The sequence below is a fragment of the Candidatus Saccharimonadales bacterium genome (assembly GCA_035697325.1).
GTDB lineage: Bacteria > Patescibacteriota > Saccharimonadia > Saccharimonadales > Saccharimonadaceae > JALRBM01.
Map to the genome: position 1 here is coordinate 1 of DASSDB010000008.1, position 2,764 is coordinate 2,764.

Consider the following 2,764-nt stretch of genomic DNA (forward strand, 5'->3'; position numbering starts at 1 on the left):
ACTGCTTTAGCTCCTTCGAGGATGGCCTATAAGGTGCCTCTGGGGGGTCTCGGTATATCAGAGTACCTGAAAACGCTTCAATGAAGCTTGCTAGGGCAGCATGAGGGCTTTCCGGGTGCCATCCACTATCCCCATCAGTCCCCCTACTAGAGGGCAGGTCGCAGTATGGCCCTATAGGGGGGACTATGGGATAGCTGGAATTAATGGATTTCCTGTAATCTCCACTTCTTCTTGAGAGGTAGCATTCTCTTCCGAAGTGGTATACCCGTTTTTTGATGTGAACCAAGTAATCCTTGATTCATCATTTGCAGCTATAGAAAAGTCTGCTTTAGTTGGTTTCTTGAGGACTACGTAAAGTTCATAACCGAATCTTGATTCGTTTATGTAATGGTCTAAAGCTTCAATTAACATCTTTGTTAATTTTGCATTCTTCCAAAGAAACACATTGAACTTCTCAGTAGAAACAATAAACCCTTTATTAGACTGAGCACGTTTAACTTCTGTGATTAGAAACTGAACTTGCTTATTCTTAGGGTTTTCAACTAACCAGTCGTTCAAGAAATCTAAACTACCGTTGCTATTAGATTCTTCTGGTTCAAAAAATTTCAATGCCATATATGTATCCTGCCAAGATATGTTTGTGTCGTAGATATCTATCTACAATAAATAGTAATAATATAGGTCGTAGTATCTTGTCAACCGTACTGTATATAAAGATATGTGTATCGTACGGTTGACAGGGCCAGCGCTAACTAGTTAGGGTGGCTGTATCGCTTCATTGGTTCAGCAGGAGTTCTACAGCGGATGGCTACCGGCCTGAATATCAGAGACTTTCAGAAGCGCTACAGAGAAGTCCAGTACTCAGAGCAAGGGAGCATCCGTTTATCCGAAGTCGAGCACAACGCTTACCTAAACCGCTTAACACTGGAAATCACTAATTACGATGCGTCAAGAAGTGTTAACTATAAGACGCTTCCAGAGAACACGCATTGGGGCTACCTCACGACTTTTAAGGGTTCATCTGTTATTGCTAGTCTGGGGGTCAAGTTCGTCAAGCAAAGAGTTTTTGAGCATATTAATAATTCCATTTGGGAATATCACAACGCTCAAGAAAACATCTGGCTGCTATCGAGTATTGTCCAAAAGTATGGACAGTTAGCACTAGGGGAGTTGTCGAGTTTGGATGAGGGAATTGGAATTCCAGGACTTATTGTTAATGCCGTCGAAGGTGTTGAAAACCTCACGGCGCCTGCCATTGAGTGGCTCGTTGAGCAATTTACTGGCGGTGAGCTTACCCCTGACAATCCTGCTCAAGCCTATTCCGCCTTTCCGGTCGCGTCCCCTTTTCCTGATGTCTTTAAGTTCAAAGCCGACATCCCGTGTTCATTCCTTTTTAGACTGGAATCTTGGTATCTGGTTAACCCGGTAGTCTATACAGTTTCAAACCCAACTGATACTTCGGATGAGACAGAAAATGAGTCAGAATACCCTACACCTGCTGCTGGTGATGGTGATGGTGGCGGGCAGGAATTTCCCGCATCAAGTGCGCCTGACCCAAGCTCTGACCCTCGAGATTTTGCGGAGGATGTGGATTTGCCAGGTACGGGGGTTTGGACGTTCACGGTAAGCTTTTCCGACCCTGGCAATAATCCTTTTTGCAATAATGTCCCGGCCTCTTTCGCTCAACTGAGAGGTTTTCCCGATGAACCACCTCAAAGGGAATTCACTGGTCCCGCAGTGCCAGAGGGGGGCAGACCGGGCAGGTTTTTCACTAGTGTTGACAGTTTCACTCATGGGGGGACTTGCCAGGTAAACGGTCCCGGCAGCCTGAGTTTTATCCCTGATGGGCCATCATCCTAATCAGCGGGTACGATAAAGTTTCAAGTTGTTTTTTCGGAGTAGTTTTTATGGCAGGTTCAATTAAGTTTTTTCGCTATGTAGCCGACGACGGAAGTACGTTTGCAGCCCAGCGAGATGAAAGCAATGTTGAGGCAGTAAACCCCGGTGTAGGCGGCATCGTTACCCCGGCTGAGAAGTATAAAATTCCGGGAAATCTCACCCCTCGTAGTGCTGTTTATACCGACACAACGGGACGCATTCGCCGTGACATTATCGTCCTTTCACCCACGGTCTTTGCTGCCCTAGACGCGACAACCCCTATTACCGACCAGGTCTCAGGAGCCTCTTTGCGCTTGAAGTTCAAGAAAGGGGAACGACTCACGTTGCCTAACCTTGCTGACACTGCTCTAAACGATGGGGACGCTGATTAATGGGTGTAGCTGAACTGGCCATCTTAATAGGGCTTGTGAATGGAGTCATCTTAATTATTCGGCCAGTCAGTAGGATACATTCCCGCATTGATAAGCTCGAATTCCGTGTAGATGACTTGAAAGAGGATGTTGATAAAATCTTGGGAGCTAGTGGAATCAAGCGCAGTCGGGATGAGTGATTTGACAGCTTAGAGCGGTTGTGTTAGGGTTTTTTCACTGATGTGCATTCCGGGGGACGGCCATCAGCGGGATAGTCTAAAATTCAATATCTGCCAAGATACGGAAAGGCCGTGAGCAATGCTCACGGCTTTTTTCGTGCTATCTGGTTGACTTTTTCCTGGTGGGCCGTCCCAACTGCTTTAGCTCCTTCGAGGATGGCCTATAAGGTGCCTCTGGGGGGTCTCGGTATATCAGAGTACCTGAAAACGCTTCAATGAAGCTTGCTAGGGCAGCATGAGGGCTTTCCGGGTGCCATCCACTATCCCCATCAGTCC

The 2,764-nt window shown here is 46.7% G+C and carries 3 protein-coding genes; 2 read left to right on the forward strand and 1 reads right to left on the reverse strand.

The genetic code is table 11. From position 1 onward, the window contains the following. Positions 1–183 precede the first annotated feature (183 nt). On the reverse strand, positions 184–615 hold the full coding sequence (locus VFH06_05830) for a hypothetical protein (GenBank protein ID HET6747597.1): 432 nt from the start codon (positions 613–615) through the stop codon (positions 184–186). A 189-nt stretch (positions 616–804) separates the two neighbouring features. Here VFH06_05830 and VFH06_05835 point away from each other — a divergent pair, with 189 nt between their 5' ends. After that, entirely contained in the window at positions 805–1,860 is a 1,056-nt protein-coding gene (locus VFH06_05835) for a hypothetical protein (protein HET6747598.1), read from the forward strand. A gap of 47 nt (positions 1,861–1,907) precedes the next feature. Then, positions 1,908–2,270 carry a hypothetical protein gene (locus VFH06_05840; protein HET6747599.1) on the forward strand — a complete coding sequence of 121 codons (363 nt, stop codon included), beginning with the start codon at positions 1,908–1,910 and terminating at the stop codon, positions 2,268–2,270. Positions 2,271–2,764: the final 494 nt, after the last annotated feature.